General features: G+C 46.1%; 1 protein-coding gene. It reads left to right on the forward strand.

Annotated features, from left to right (window positions below; all coding sequences use genetic code 11):
* Positions 1–707, forward strand: a 707-nt coding sequence (locus MTF66_RS38395; protein ID WP_248530351.1) for an elongation factor Tu, incomplete at its 3' end; no start/stop codon positions are given.

Raw genomic sequence — 707 nt, forward strand, 5'->3', positions numbered from 1 at the left:
ATGGCAAAAGAAAAGTTTGAACGCGTAAAACCGCACGTAAACGTTGGTACAATCGGCCACGTTGACCACGGTAAAACAACTCTAACAGCAGCAATCACTAACGTACTTGCAAAAGTATACGGTGGTGTAGCTAAAGACTTCGCATCAATCGATAACGCTCCAGAAGAGCGTGAGCGTGGTATCACAATCTCAACTTCACACGTTGAGTACGATACTCCAACTCGTCACTACGCACACGTAGACTGTCCAGGACACGCCGATTATGTTAAAAACATGATCACTGGTGCTGCTCAAATGGACGGCGCAATCCTAGTAGTTGCTGCGACTGACGGTCCTATGCCACAAACTCGTGAGCACATCCTACTTTCTCGTCAGGTTGGTGTACCTTACATCATCGTATTCATGAACAAATGTGACATGGTTGACGACGAAGAGCTACTTGAGCTAGTTGAGATGGAAGTTCGTGAACTTCTTTCTGAGTACGACTTCCCAGGTGATGACTTACCACTAATCCAAGGTTCTGCGCTTAAAGCGTTAGAAGGCGAGAAAGAGTGGGAAGACAAAATCGTTGAGCTTGCAGAAGCACTAGATTCTTACATCCCAGAGCCAGAGCGTGACATCGATAAAGCATTCATCATGCCTATCGAAGACGTATTCTCAATCCAAGGTCGTGGTACAGTTGTAACTGGCCGTGTTGAAGCTGGTAT

The sequence above is a fragment of the Pseudoalteromonas sp. 2CM39R genome (assembly GCF_023161845.1).